The organism is Kitasatospora sp. NPDC088160 (assembly GCF_044741445.1).
In the GTDB taxonomy this organism is placed as follows: Bacteria; Actinomycetota; Actinomycetes; order Streptomycetales; family Streptomycetaceae; genus Kitasatospora.
Genome location: NZ_JBIUSS010000006.1, coordinates 141,921 through 154,640 on the forward strand (window position 1 = coordinate 141,921; position 12,720 = coordinate 154,640).

Below are 12,720 nucleotides of genomic sequence, written 5' to 3' on the forward strand. Positions count from 1 at the left end.
CGGTTTGGTCCTCCCCGGGGCTCGTGTGGCCACACATGCTCAGTCGTCCTCCAGCCCGTCGCGCAGGTGCCGCAGGGTGCGGCTGAGCAGTCGGGAGACGTGCATCTGGGACAGCCCGAGGCGGGCGCCGATCTGCGACTGCGTCATGTCCTCGCAGAAGCGCATGGACAGGATGAGCCGTTGCCGCTCCGGCAGGTCGGCGATGAGCGGCTTGAGCGTCACCAGGTCCTCGACGAGGGCGAGGTCCCGGTCGTCCTCGCCAAGCCGGTCGCCCAGGGGGCCGGGGGCGTCGTCGTCGTTGCTGCCGCCGAGGTCCAGGGAGCCGGCGGTGTGCGCGTTCGCGGCGGTCAGCCCTTCGACGACCTCCTCGGGGGAGAGCGCGAGGTGCTCGGCGAGTTCGGCGACCGTGGGGGCCCGGTCCAGGTCCTGCGACAGGCGTTCCTGCGCCTTGGCCAGGAGGATGCGCAGTTCCTGGAGGCGCCGCGGCACGTGGACGGCCCACGTGGTGTCGCGGAAGTGGCGCCGGATCTCGCCGAGGACGGTCGGTATGGCGAAGGTGGTGAACTCGACGCCGAGGTCGGGGTCGAAGCGGTCGATGGCCTTGATCAGGCCGACCGCGCCGACCTGGAGCAGGTCCTCCTGCGGCTCGCGGTGCGAGTTGAAGCGGCGGACCGCGAACCTCACCAGGGACAGGTTCGTCTCGACCAGGGTGGCGCGGACGTAGGAGTACTCCTTCGTCCCCTCCTCCAGCGTGCGGAGCCGGCGCAGCAGCACCTTGTTGAGCTCGCGCGCGTCGGCCGGCGCGATCTCCCGCAGGTCACCGGCGTCGGCGAACTCCGGCGGGAGCAGGTCCCGAAGCCCTCCGGCGTCGGCGAGTTCCGGCAACGGCAGGTCCCGGGGCTCTCCGGCAGGAGCGGCCGTGCGGGACGGACCTCCCGTCGACGGGTGGGCGGAGGCGGGCAGTTCCCCAGTGGTCGTGGCCATCGGACTCCCTCTCTCGTGCTCTCTCGTGTCGGCGCGGTCTGCCCCCCGGTACCCCGTGTCGGCGGATCGATGCAGCCGCCCCCCGTGGAGGTTTCGTGAAGCCCGCACCGGCGCCGGGGCGCGGACGCGCGTCCGGGCGACGGGCGGGGCGTACGACCGGGTGGCGACCGTTGTCCGGCGGTGTGCGGGCTGGGGTAGCCTCCGAGGGCGGTACAACACCTGGAACGACGGCCAGGTCCCCCGGCCCGTCCTTCGGGGTGCCCACGACCGGATTCGGGCCAGTCGGCCCGGCGTTCCACGGAGGCGACGTTCGATGGCTGGCCCGACCACGTCCCGCGACTCACAGCACCGCCCGGACGAGGGGGCGGGCGCCGCGCAGGTGGGTGAGCCGGAACTGCGGCTGCTGCTGGCCGGGTTGACGGCGGTGCGCGACGGCGATTTCAGCACCAAGCTGCCGGGCGACGCGGACGGGCTGCTGGGCGAGATCGCCACGGTGTTCAACGGCATGGTCGACCAACTGTCGCGGTTCACCTCGGAGGTGACCAGGGTCGCCCGGGAGGTCGGCACCGAGGGCCGGCTCGGCGGCCAGGCCCAGGTGCCCGGGGTGTCGGGCACCTGGGAGGACCTGACCGACTCGGTCAACGCGATGGCGGGCAATCTCACCACCCAGGTGCGGGACATCGCCCAGGTCGCCACCGCGGTGGCCAAGGGGGACCTGTCGCAGAAGATCACCGTCGACGCCCGGGGCGAGATCCTGGAACTGAAGAACACCGTCAACACGATGGTCGACCAGCTGTCCTCGTTCGCCGGTGAGGTGACCCGGGTGGCGCGGGAGGTCGGTACCGAGGGCATCCTGGGCGGCCAGGCCGACGTCAAGGGCGTCTCGGGGACGTGGCGCGACCTCACGGACTCGGTGAACTTCATGGCCGGCAACCTCACCGGCCAGGTCCGCGCGATCGCCCAGGTGGCCACGGCGGTCGCGCGCGGGGACCTGTCGCAGAAGATCACCGTCACCGCGCGCGGCGAGATCCTGGAACTGAAGGAGACCATCAACACGATGGTCGACCAGCTGTCCTCCTTCGCCGACGAGGTGACCAGGGTCGCCCGGGAGGTCGGCACCGAGGGCCGGCTCGGCGGCCAGGCCGAGGTGGAGGGCGTCTCCGGCACCTGGAAGCGCCTCACCGAGAACGTCAACGAGCTGGCCGGCAACCTCACCCGGCAGGTCCGCGCGATCGCCGAGGTCACCAGCGCCGTCGCCGCCGGCGACCTCACCCGCTCGATCAGCGTGGACGCCTCCGGCGAGGTCGCCGACCTCAAGGACAACATCAACGCCATGGTCGGGTCCCTGCGCGAGACCACCCGCGCCAACGAGGAGCAGGACTGGCTCAAGACCAACCTCGCCAGCTTCTCGGCCCTGATGCAGGGCCGGCGCGACCTCGGGGTCGTCGCCGAGTCCGTCATGGACGAACTCGCCCCCCTCGTCGGCGCGCAGTGCGGCGTCTTCTACCTCGCCGAGGACAGCCCCGTCGGGACGGTGCTCCAGCTGGTCGGCTCCTACGCCTTCCCCGACGGCGAGCGCCCCACCCGCTTCCGCCTCGGCGAGTCGTTCGTCGGCCAGGCCGCCCGCAGCCGGCGCGCCATCACCGTCGACGCCCTGCCGCCGGACTACCTGGCCGCCGCCTCCGGCCTCGGCCGCACCGGGGCGCTGTCCCTGGTGGTGCTGCCCATCGTGGTCGAGGACCAGGTCCTCGGCGTCATCGAACTGGCCTCCGTCCGGCCGTTCACCCAGGTCCACCTGGACTTCCTCGACCAGCTCATGGAGACCATCGGCGTCAACGTCAACACCATCATCGCCAACGCCCGCACCGACGAGCTGCTCGACGAGTCCCAGCGGCTCACCGCCGAACTCCAGGTCCGCTCACAGGAGTTGCAGTCACGCCGGGACGAGTTGCAGGCCTCCAACGCCGAGCTGGAGGAGAAGGCCGACCTGCTGGCGGCGCAGAACCGCGACATCGAGACCAAGAACCTGGAGATCGAACAGGCCCGCCAGGAACTGGAGGAGCGCGCCCACCAGCTGTCCCTCGCCTCGAAGTACAAGTCGGAGTTCCTGGCCAACATGAGCCACGAACTGCGCACGCCGCTCAACAGCCTGCTCATCCTCGCCCAGCTACTCGCCCAGAACCCCACCCGCAACCTGACCGCCAAGCAGGTCGAGTACGCCGGGATCATCCACTCCGCCGGCTCCGACCTGCTCCAGTTGATCAACGACATCCTCGACCTGTCCAAGGTCGAGGCCGGAAAGATGGACCTCAACGTCGAGGCGGTGCCGCTGCGCGCGCTGCTCGACTACGTCGAAGCCACCTTCCGCCCGCTGACCAGCCAGAAGAACCTCGCCTTCACGGTGCGGACGGTCCAGCAGATCCCCGCCGAACTCCTCACCGACGACTACCGGTTGCGCCAGGTGCTGCGCAACCTGCTGTCCAACGCCGTCAAGTTCACCGAGCAGGGCCGGGTCGAACTGCGCATCGAGCCCGCCGACGAGACCGACCTGCCCGACGCCGTCCGGCGCGGCGGCCCGGTACTCGCCTTCCACGTGAGCGACACCGGAGTCGGCATCGCCCCCCAGCACGTGGAGAGCGTCTTCGGCGCCTTCCAGCAGGCCGACGGCACCACCAGCCGCAAGTACGGCGGCACCGGCCTCGGGCTGTCCATCAGCCGCGAGATCGCCTACCTGCTCGGCGGCGCGATCACGGTGGAGAGCACCCTGGGCCGGGGCAGCACCTTCACCCTCTACGTCCCCGCGACCCGCCCCGACCTGGCCGAGACCGGCGCCGACGGGGCCCGCAGGACGCTGGGCACCGGTGGCACCGGCCCGTCCGAGGCCCCGGAGCGCGCCCCCTCGCCTCCCGCCGGTCAGCCACGGCGCCTGCTCGTGGTCGAAGGCCGCCCCAACGGCCTGCTGTCCCTGGTGGCGGAGAACGCCGTCGCCGACGTCGCCCGCTCCGCCGGCGCGCAGCGCCGGGTCGAGATAGTCACCACGGTCGGTGCCCCGGAGGCTGCCACTGCGCTCGCCACCGCCCCGTACCACTGCGTCGTCCTGGAACTCGACCTGCCGGACAGCGCGGCGGCCACGCTCCTGGCGGAGATGGAACGCGACCCGGCCCTGCACACCGTCCCGGTGCTGGCCCACAACAGCCGGGGCGTCACCACCGACGACGAGCACGCCGTCCGCCCGGAGGGGGAGCGGCCGCTGGAGCTCATCTCCAGCCTCGACGAGCTGCGCGAACGCATCGCCCTCCACATGAGCGCCGACGGGCCCGGGCGCGTCCTGCCCCCGGTGCGCCGGACGGACGGGAACCCCGCCCGGGGCCGCGGGGCCGACCCGGTGCTCTCCGGCCGCACCGCGCTGGTGGTCGACGACGACGACCGCAACCTCTTCGCGATCACCAGCATCCTGGAGCTGCGCGGCATGCGGGTCCTCCAGGCCGAGAACGGGCTCGCCGCGCTCCAAGCCCTCCGCGCGCACCCCGGGATCGACGTGATCCTGATGGACGTGATGATGCCCGAGATGGACGGCTACACCGCCACCGCGGCGATCCGCGCCATGCCCGAGCACGAGGGGCTGCCGATCATCGCGGTCACCGCCAAGGCCATGATCGGCGACCGGGAGAAGAGCCTGGCCTCGGGAGCCAGCGACTACATCACCAAGCCGGTCGACGCCGACGCGGTGATCGGCAGGATCAGGGACCACCTCACCCGGTAGTCGCCCTGTCCCATGCCCCCGTGTCCCCTCGCGCCCACCCCGACAGTCCAGACTTCAGGAGCCGACAGCCGTGCACCATCCGCAGGAGCCGCGCGCCACGGACCGTCCCGCAGCGGTCGGACCGGCCGACACGCCGAGGGTCGGAGCGCAGCGGAGCGCTGCCGAGGCGCAGGCAGCGGCCCGGGCCCGCTCCGGAGGCGAGTCCGCGGCGGTCGACCGGCTCGCCACCACGGTGGAGCGGCTCAGGCTGGAACTGGAACAGGCCCAGGCCCAGGCGGCGGGCCGCGCCGTCGTCGAGATGGGCGTCGGAGTGCTGGTGGAGCGCCTGCGGTGCGGGCCCACCGAGGCCGCCAGGCAGCTGGAGAGCCTCGCGGAGCAGGCCGGGGTGACGGTCCTGGCGCTCGCCGCCGACCTGGTCAACCAGGCCGCGGCGGACGAGATCTCCGCCCTCGCCCGCGAGTTCGTCGCGGACGCCTCGGCTCCCCCGGCCGAAGCGGTGGCCGTGCGGCTGCGCAGTGCCGAGGCGGACGTGCTCGCGAGCGGTGACGCGGCGGCGGCGGCGCGTTCCATGCTGGAGCACGCGCTGCGACCGCTCGGCGTGGCCGCCGTCGCCATCTGGGCGGCCCACCCGGACCTCTCCCTGTCGCTGGCGGGCAGCGCCGGTTTCCCCGAGGAGGAGGCACGCCGCTGGCGCCACGTCCCGCCCGGCGTTCCGACCCCCGCCCGCCGTGCCCTGGACGAGCGGGCGGCGGTCGGCTACCCGACGCTCGCCGGCGCCTCGCTGCCCTCGATCGGCCAGCACGAGATCCACGGCGGTCGGCTCGCCGTCCCGGCCGGCGTCGGCGGGCGGCTCATCGGCGTCCTGGAGATCTGCTGGCCCGGCACGCTGCCCGAGCGCTCCCAGCCGCTCCAACGCCAGTTCGAGGCGCTCGCCGAGCTGGCCGCCACCACGCTGGAGTCCTGGAGCGGGCAGGAGCCCTCCGCCTGCGACCCGGCCGACGCGCAGTTCGGCGAACTGCGGCAGCTCACCGACGGCCTGCTCGACCCGTGCATGATCCTGCGGGCGGCGCCGGACAGCGACGAGTTCCCGCCCCGGTTCGTGATCCGGCACCTCAACCCGGCCTTCGTCGACTTCGCCGGCCGGCCCACCGGCGTGATCACCGGCACCCGCCTGCTGGAGGCGTACCCGCTGGCGGCCGAACCGGGCGGCCTGGCCGACAAGGTCGAACACGTCTTCGCCACCGGAGAACCCTTCCGCGCCCAGGACATGCGCCTCGCCGCCCTGGTCGACGGAGTACCGCTGACCACCCGGGCGCAGGTGAGCATCAGCCGGCACGGCAGCCACCTCGCGGTCGTCTGGCGCCTCGACGACGGCACCCCGCGCGTCGCCCGCCTGCTGCAGCACGCCCAGCGGCTCGGCCGGATCGGCGGGTTCGAGGAGAACCTGCGGACCCGGCAGATCGCCTGGAACGAGACGGTGTTCGAACTGCACGGGCTGCCGCCCACCGCCGCGCCCCTGGCCCTCGACCAGCTCCCCGACCACGCCCACCCGGACGACCGCCACGCCATCGACCGGTTCCTGCGCACCCTCCTGCACCACCAGCGCCCGGCCTCCACCGCCTTCCGCCTCCAGCGGCCGGACGGCGTCACCCGCCACATCCGCGTCGTCGCGGAGCCCGTCCGCGATCCCGGCAGCGGTCTCGACGGCGATCCCGGCAGCGCTCCGGACAGCGGTCTCGGCACCGTCCGCGGCGCCTACCAGGACATCTCCGCCCAGCACTGGACGGAGGTCGCACTCGCCGCCACCCGCGACCAGCTCGCGCAGAGCGAACAGCAGGCGGCCGAACGCAGCCGCCTCGCCCTCCAGCTCCAGCACGCCATCATGCCGCCCACCCGGGGCCCGCTGGACCTGCACGACCTGAGCGTCGCCGTGCGCTACCGCCCGGCGGAGAAGGACCACCTGGTCGGCGGGGACTGGTACGACACCCTCGCCCTGCCCTCGGGAGACGTCCTGCTGTGCGTGGGCGACGTCTCCGGGCACGGCATCGAGGCCGCCACCGGCATGGTCGCACTGCGCAACGCCCTGCGCGGCCTGGCCGCCACCGGCGCCGGGCCGGCCCAGTTGCTGAGCTGGCTCAACAGCGTCACCCACCACCTGACCGACAACGTCACGGCCACCGCGGTGTGCGGCCTCTACGAACCCGCGACCCGCCGGTTGCGGTGGGCCCGCGCCGGGCACCCGCCGCCGGTCCTGCTGCGTGGCGGGCGGGCGGACATCCTGCCCCAGCTGGGCGGCATCCTCCTCGGCGCGATCGGCCACGCCGACTACGAGCAGGGCGAGCTCGTCCTGGAGGCCGGCGACACGCTGGTGATGTACACCGACGGGCTCATCGAGCGCCGCGACGAATCCCTCCAGGCGTCGCTGACCAGCCTGACGGCCCTCGCCGAGGACTCCCGTACCGGGTCGGCCACCGGGTCCGCCACCAGGTCCGCCGCCGGGTCGGCCACCGGCTCGGACACCGGCTCGGCCAACCTCGAAGAGCTCCTGGACCACCTGCTGCGCTACAGCAACGCCGACACCGACGACGACACCTGCCTGGTCGGAGTGATGGTGCGGTAGCGGTCGGACGGGCAGGTGCATGTCCGCGGCGAACCGGGGCAGCCGAGGGACGAATCGACGCGTCCCCTGATCGAGGAGGTCCCCGTGCTCGCCCTGGTCCTGGTCCTGCTGCTCGCCCTGCTCCTGTTCGGCTTCGGCTTCGCCCTGAAGGTGCTGTGGTGGGTCGCCCTCGCGGTCCTCGTCGTCTGGCTCCTGGGCTTCCTCGCCCGCGGCACCACCTCCTCCGGCGGACGGGGCCGCTGGTACCGCTGGTAGCCCGCCGTACGCACGGCCCCGTCGCCGGCCGCCGGGGCGCCCGAGCCGCCGCGCAGCCCCTGCGCGGCGGCTCGCGCGTGCGCGCCTCCCGCACCGCCCCCCGGGGGGCGGAACCGGCGGGTGTCGCGGGCGCGGGCCGGGGCAGACGCCGGGGCATGAACCCGATCGAACAAGGCCTGCGGGCCGTGGACCGCTTCCAGCAGCACCGCCGGGTGCCCGCCGTGGTCATCGGCGTCGTGCGCAAGTACGGGGACGACCGGGGCGGGCTGCTGTCCGCCCTGATCACGTACTACGGCTTCGTCGCCCTGATCCCGCTGCTGCTCCTGCTCAGCACCGTTCTCGGCTTCGTCCTGCACGGCCGCCCCGGGGCCCAGCAGTCGGTGCTGAACTCGGCGCTCGCCGACTTCCCGATCATCGGCGACCAACTGCGCCAGAACGTCCACTCCCTCCAGGGCAGCGGTCTGGCACTGGCCATCGGCGCGCTCGGCCTGCTGTACGGGGCGCTCGGCATCACGCAGGTCCTCCAGCACGCCATGGCCGAGGTCTGGAACGTGCCCGGGGTGCAGCGGCCCGGTTACTGGCCCCGGCTGGGGCGCGGCCTGCTGCTGTTCACGGTCCTGGGCGCCGGCCTGGTGCTGGGTACGGCGGCCGCCTCGCTGGTCGGCAGCGCCCTGGGCGGGGTGCCCGCCCGGGTGGGGGGCCTGCTGGTCTCGGCGCTGCTGAACACCGCCCTGTGCCTGGCCTGCTTCCGCGTGCTCACCCCGCGCGAGATCCCGACCCGGGCCCTGCTGCCCGGCTGCGCCGTCGCCGGGCCCCTGTTCACCGTCCTCCAGGCGTTCGGTTCGCTCCTGGTGACCCACGAGCTGCGCCACGCGGGCCAGGTCTACGGCTTCTTCGCGACCGTGATCGGCCTGCTCTCCTGGCTCTACCTGGCCGCGCAGATCACCGTGTACGCCGCCGAGGCCAATGCGGTGCTCGCCCGTCGGCTGTGGCCCCGCAGCCTCCTGCAACCGCCGCTCACCGCCGCCGACGAGAAGGTGCTGTCCTCCGTCGCCCGTCAGGAGGAGCGCCGCCCCGAACAGCACGTCGAGGTCTCCTTCCACGACGGGGAGCGGCCCGGCGGGGCCGGGGACGACGGGCCGCGCGGCCCGTCGTCCCCCGACGCCCGGTGACACCCCCTGCGGCTACCGCCCGCCCCCGCTTCGCCCGTCCCGGCCCGGGCGGCGCGGCTCGCTCGCCGGGGCGGCGGTCGCGGGCCGGTACACGGTGAGCCCGGCCGGGACCTTGGACAGTCGCAGGGCGCCGCGCGCGGGGACGCTCTCGCCGTCGACGGCGATGCGGGCGGCGTCGCCGAGGGAGTCCAGGTCCAGGGCGCGCAGCCGGGCGGCCCGGTAGACCCGGGACCGGTCCAGGGTGCCGGACAGGAAGGCGGCGGCCAGGCGGGTGCGGGCGAAGGGCCGGCCGCCGTCGACGACCCGGACGTCGAGCTGTCCGTCGGCCAGGGCGGCGCGGTGGGTGGGGGCGAAGCCCGCCGGTTCGTACGCCCCGTTGCCGGCGAACAGCAGCCACAGCCGGTGCGGGCGGCCGTCGGCGTGGACGGTGACGGGTTCGGCGGTCGGCAGCAGCTTGGCGACGGCCACCGCGAGGGCCGGCCACTTGCCGATGCGCTTCTCCAACTTCTCCCGCTGGTGAACGAGTTCGGGGTAGATGCCGAGGCTGAAGGTGTTCACGAAGGTCCGGGCGCCGGCGTCGTCGGCGGCCAGGCCCAGGTCCACGCCGACGGCGGTGCCCGCCTGGACGGCCTCGGCGGTGGCCTCGTGGGTGGTGGCGCCGAGGTCGAGGGCGAAGTGGTTGAGGGTGCCGCCGGGGAAGACCGCCAACGGCAGCGCGCGCTCGACGGCCAGCGCCGCGGCCAGGTTGACGCTGCCGTCACCGCCGCACACCCCGAGCGCGCCACCGGCCCTGGCGGCCCGGTCGGCGGCTTCCGTCAGTATCTTCGCCAGGTCGTCCTGCGGCCCGCACACCCGGACGTCCGCCTCGGGCAGCAGGGCGCGCAGCGTCCCGGCCACGTCCTCGGCGGTGGGAGCGAGCGGAGAGCCGCTGCCGGAGCCCGAGTTGACCACCACCGACAGCCCCCTCCCCTGCGGCAGGGCCGGGGCCGGACAGGGGGCCGGGGCGGCGGGCGGCGGCACGTCGGACGAGCGCGGCCACCAGTGCAGGGTCGCGGCGGCGGCCGCCGTACCCAGTGCCGCACCGGCCAGGACGTCGCCCGGGTAGTGCACGCCGGTGTAGACGCGCGAGAGGGCCACCGCCGCCGCGACCGGCGCGACGGCCGCGCCCAGCAGCGGGGACTCGATCGCCACACCGGCGGCGAAGGCCGCCGCGGACGCGGAGTGACCGGAGGGGAAGGAGGTGGTGACGGGCTGGCGCAGCAGCCGGCGCACGGCCGGGACGGCGTCCAGCACCGGGCGGGGCCGGCGGGTGGCGTGCTTGGCGACGGTGTTGGCGGTGGCCGAGGCGATGGCGAGCGAGCCGAGGCCGCGCAGGGCCGCGCGTCGCCCGCGGCGTCCGCCGACCGCGCCGAGGACGGCGGCGGTGCCCATCCACAGCACCCCGTGGTCGGCAGCCCGGCTCAGCGCCCGCAGCCAGGGGCGGGTGCCGTGCAGCGGCGCGGCGGCGATGCGGTCGAAGAGGGCTCGGTCTATGGCGTCCAGTCGGGTGGTCTTCAGTCGCTTCATCCGACAAACCTACGGCGGGCGGGCGACAACGCCGGGGAAGAGGCCGAGGGGTGTGTCGCGGCGGCCGGGCGGCCGTGACGGGCCGCGTGCAGGACCCGGAACTCCCCCAGCAGGGGAGCTCGGTGCGACCGCTGTCCCTTCCCTGCTATCCCGCGTCGCGCGGCGGCAGCCCCCGGGTGATCCGGTCGAACAGCTCGGCCAGCGGCTCGCCGAGGTCCTGACCGAACTCGGTCAGCCCGTAGGTGACCTGGGGCGGCGTCGTCGGCTCGACCCTCCGCCAGACCAGGCCGTCCTGGACCAGCGCGCGCAGGGTCTGGGCGAGCATCTTCTCGCTGATGCCGTGGATGCTCTCGCGCAGCTCGTAGAACCGCAGGTCGTTGCTCCGCAAGGAGATCAGCACCCAGATGCCCCACCTGCTGGTCACGTGGTCGACCACCTCACGCGCGGGGCAGTCGGTGTGAAACACCTCATACCGCTTCCCGGCCTCGCCCTGCCTGTCCTGCACACCTACCACCATGTCCTGAGCTTACGTCAAGGTATGTCCTTACCAAGGGTTAGCCCTGGCTCCTAGCGTGAGGACCACCGAGGCCGCAACGGCCACGGCGGACGTCGAACGAGGAGCTGACCATGATCGTGGTGACCGGGGCCACCGGCAATGTGGGCCGACCGCTGACGCGGGCACTGGCCGAGGCGGGCCGACAGGTGACGGCGGTGTCGCGGCACGCGGTGGCGGTGCCGGACGGTGTCCGCCACGTGGCGGCCGACCTGGCCGGGCCGGCCGGCCTCGAACCCGCGCTGGACGGGGCGGAGGCGCTCTTCCTGCTGCTGTCCGGCGACCTGCACGCCGCCGGGGCCAACCCGGCCGACCTCATCGGCCAGGCCGTGGCCGGCGGGGTCCGCCGGATCGTCCTGCTCTCCTCGCAGGGCGTGGCGACCAGGCCCTTCGGCCCGACGCGGATCGCGATGAGCGAACTGGAGGACGTCCTGCGGGGGTCCGGTGTGGACTGGAGCATCCTGCGGCCGGGCGGCTTCGCCTCCAACGCCCTGTGGTGGGCCGAGTCCGTCCGCGCGCAGCGGGTCGTCGCCGCGCCCTTCGGCGACGTCGGGGTGCCGATCATCGACCCGGCGGACATCGCCGACGTCGCGGCGGCCTGCCTGCTGGAGGACCGGCACAGCGGCGGCGTGTACGAGCTGACCGGCCCGGAGGTGATCACCCCGCGCCGGCAGGCGCAGGCCATCGCGGCCGCCCTGGGCTCGCCGGTGCGGTTCCACGACCTCACCCGCGACGAGGCCGCCGCCGCCATGGCCCAGGGCATGCCGGTGGAGCTCGCCGAGGACACCCTGGACATCCTCGGCTCCCCGAACCCGGCCGAGCTGCGCGTCAGCCCGGACGTGCAGCGGGTCCTCGGCACCGCCCCGCGCCCCTTCGCCGACTGGGCCGCCCGCAACGTCGCCGCCTTCCGCTGAGCCTGCCCAACCGGCCCCGTCGGCACCGCGCCGGCTCACGGCTGGCGGCCGACTCCGGATGTTCCGGGTGTGGAACCGCCGATCCCGGGCAGACGCCGTCCGGGGCGGACCGAGCCCCCACTACCGAGAGGAGTGATCCGATGAGTGCCAAGGACAAGCTGCACAACGCGGCCGAGAAGGTCCACGGCAAGGCCAAGGAAGCCGCCGGACGGGCCACCGGCGACCGGGTCGTCGAGGCCGAGGGCCGGGGCAAACAGATCAAGAGCGACCTGAAGCAGGCCGGCGAGAAGATCAAGGACGTCGGAAAGGACTGACCCGGTGCACGGCGGCCGCGCCCGCGCGGCCGCCCCGCCACGCCCCGGCCGGCTCAACCGTCTTTGCCCCGGCCCGAGGGGCTCAGAAACCAGTGGAGACGCCGCCGTCCCGCGTGACCGGCGAGAACGCCAGGCCGCCACGCGCCGAGGCCCGAACCCCGCGAGGGTTCGGGCCTCGGCGCGTGGCGGCCTGCGCACGCGGTCGGTCTGCGGCTGGGGTGTGATCAGCCGATCTGGCCCCAGGGAGAGAAAGGACCGCCGGGGGTGGACTGGCTGCTGCCGGCGACGTTGCCGCTGGCGGAGGTCACATAGATGGCGATGGTGTTGAGCCGGCTGAACACCGCGCTCGGATCGCTGGCCACACCCGTCGGGTCACCCGCGTCCGCGACCGTGCCCCACGACCCGAACGGACCGCCCGGAGTGTTCTGGTTGGTGCCCTGGATGGTCCCGGCGGTGGTGCGGGCGTAGACCACCATGAGGCCGCTCGGTGTCTGGAGCGCGGCCGGCTTGCCGACGAACCCACCACCCGTCGAAAGCTGCTGCCAGGGAGAGAAAGGACCACCAGGCGTGCCCTGACCG

Annotated in this window: 10 protein-coding genes; 6 read left to right on the forward strand and 4 right to left on the reverse strand. The window is 73.9% G+C overall.

What is annotated here, in order from left to right; genetic code table 11:
• Positions 1-39: 39 nt before the first annotated feature.
• The gene (locus ACIOGZ_RS11065) at positions 40-984 is read right to left on the reverse strand and encodes an RNA polymerase sigma factor SigF (RefSeq protein WP_400843821.1); all 945 of its coding nucleotides are present in this window, start codon (positions 982-984) and stop codon (positions 40-42) included.
• Positions 985-1,297: 313 nt separating this feature from the next.
• On the opposite strand from ACIOGZ_RS11065, the gene ACIOGZ_RS11070 reads away from it, so the two are divergent.
• The 4 genes from ACIOGZ_RS11070 to ACIOGZ_RS11085 all read left to right on the forward strand — a co-directional run bounded on the left by ACIOGZ_RS11070 (position 1,298) and on the right by ACIOGZ_RS11085 (position 8,794).
• On the forward strand, positions 1,298-4,747 hold the full coding sequence (locus ACIOGZ_RS11070) for a HAMP domain-containing protein (RefSeq protein WP_400806789.1): 3,450 nt from the start codon (positions 1,298-1,300) through the stop codon (positions 4,745-4,747).
• Positions 4,748-4,817: 70 nt separating this feature from the next.
• Positions 4,818-7,367, forward strand: a complete 2,550-nt coding sequence (locus ACIOGZ_RS11075; protein ID WP_363584353.1) for a SpoIIE family protein phosphatase — start codon at positions 4,818-4,820, stop codon at positions 7,365-7,367.
• Positions 7,368-7,451: 84 nt separating this feature from the next.
• Entirely contained in the window at positions 7,452-7,622 is a 171-nt protein-coding gene (locus tag ACIOGZ_RS11080; RefSeq protein WP_331744879.1) for a hydrophobic protein, read from the forward strand.
• A 155-nt stretch (positions 7,623-7,777) separates the two neighbouring features.
• Positions 7,778-8,794: a YihY/virulence factor BrkB family protein gene (locus ACIOGZ_RS11085; RefSeq protein ID WP_400985649.1), complete on the forward strand. Its 1,017-nt coding sequence runs from the start codon at positions 7,778-7,780 to the stop codon at positions 8,792-8,794.
• Between the two features lie 12 nt (positions 8,795-8,806).
• Here the strand turns inward: ACIOGZ_RS11085 and ACIOGZ_RS11090 are convergent, their stop codons facing one another.
• A complete protein-coding gene (locus ACIOGZ_RS11090) occupies positions 8,807-10,360 on the reverse strand; it encodes a phosphatase PAP2 family protein (RefSeq protein WP_363627720.1) in 1,554 nt (517 codons plus the stop codon).
• Between the two features lie 145 nt (positions 10,361-10,505).
• A complete protein-coding gene (locus tag ACIOGZ_RS11095) occupies positions 10,506-10,877 on the reverse strand; it encodes a helix-turn-helix domain-containing protein (RefSeq protein WP_363584348.1) in 372 nt (123 codons plus the stop codon).
• Between the two features lie 110 nt (positions 10,878-10,987).
• Here ACIOGZ_RS11095 and ACIOGZ_RS11100 point away from each other — a divergent pair, with 110 nt between their 5' ends.
• Both ACIOGZ_RS11100 and ACIOGZ_RS11105 read left to right on the forward strand, forming a co-directional pair.
• Positions 10,988-11,827 carry an SDR family oxidoreductase gene (locus tag ACIOGZ_RS11100; RefSeq protein WP_400843831.1) on the forward strand — a complete coding sequence of 280 codons (840 nt, stop codon included), beginning with the start codon at positions 10,988-10,990 and terminating at the stop codon, positions 11,825-11,827.
• A 140-nt stretch (positions 11,828-11,967) separates the two neighbouring features.
• Positions 11,968-12,141, forward strand: a complete 174-nt coding sequence (locus tag ACIOGZ_RS11105; protein ID WP_063352486.1) for a CsbD family protein — start codon at positions 11,968-11,970, stop codon at positions 12,139-12,141.
• A gap of 224 nt (positions 12,142-12,365) precedes the next feature.
• Here ACIOGZ_RS11105 and ACIOGZ_RS11110 read toward each other — a convergent pair.
• Positions 12,366-12,720 (reverse strand): hypothetical protein (locus ACIOGZ_RS11110; protein WP_400985650.1); only part of this gene is annotated, 355 nt, incomplete at its 5' end.

Excerpts from the sequence above, each read along its gene's own strand:
- ACIOGZ_RS11065 (WP_400843821.1), bottom strand. The coding sequence starts at position 984 with ATGGCCACGACCACTGGGGAACTGCCCGCCTCCGCCCACCCGTCGACG.
- ACIOGZ_RS11070 (WP_400806789.1), top strand. The coding sequence starts at position 1,298 with ATGGCTGGCCCGACCACGTCCCGCGACTCACAGCACCGCCCGGACGAG.
- ACIOGZ_RS11085 (WP_400985649.1), top strand. The coding sequence starts at position 7,778 with ATGAACCCGATCGAACAAGGCCTGCGGGCCGTGGACCGCTTCCAGCAG.
- ACIOGZ_RS11090 (WP_363627720.1), bottom strand. The coding sequence starts at position 10,360 with ATGAAGCGACTGAAGACCACCCGACTGGACGCCATAGACCGAGCCCTC.
- ACIOGZ_RS11095 (WP_363584348.1), bottom strand. The coding sequence starts at position 10,877 with ATGGTGGTAGGTGTGCAGGACAGGCAGGGCGAGGCCGGGAAGCGGTAT.
- ACIOGZ_RS11100 (WP_400843831.1), top strand. The coding sequence starts at position 10,988 with ATGATCGTGGTGACCGGGGCCACCGGCAATGTGGGCCGACCGCTGACG.
- ACIOGZ_RS11105 (WP_063352486.1), top strand. The coding sequence starts at position 11,968 with ATGAGTGCCAAGGACAAGCTGCACAACGCGGCCGAGAAGGTCCACGGC.